We start from the raw sequence: 279 nt of genomic DNA on the forward strand, positions 1-279 counted from the left end.
CATGATTTTCAGTTCGTTACAGGCGCGGATCAGGGCTTTACCGGCATCGGTGAGACCCGGACCGATATCCGGTGTGCTCGGGAAGCGGAACGGAACGCCGTAAGCAAAAATGTTCGGACGGCTCCAGACCGGACCCAAAGTGCGCAGACCTGCCTGATGCAGCACATAGAGTTCATCGAGATCAGCGCTGATCGCTTCAGCACCTTCAATATGTAGTACTGACGCAAATGCGCCATTGGCTATTGCTGTGCGGATATCATCGGCGTCGCGGCAGATTTT

Annotated in this window: 1 protein-coding gene; it reads right to left on the bottom strand. The window is 54.8% G+C overall.

Annotation, left to right across the window (positions count from 1 at the left end; genetic code table 11):
- Positions 1 to 279, bottom strand: a 279-nt coding sequence (locus HBA93_RS20820; RefSeq protein WP_221724541.1) for a membrane dipeptidase, incomplete at both ends; no start/stop codon positions are given.

Origin of the sequence: Ochrobactrum sp. SFR4 (assembly GCF_019730395.1) — a bacterium.
Taxonomy (GTDB): domain Bacteria; phylum Pseudomonadota; class Alphaproteobacteria; order Rhizobiales; family Rhizobiaceae; genus Pseudochrobactrum.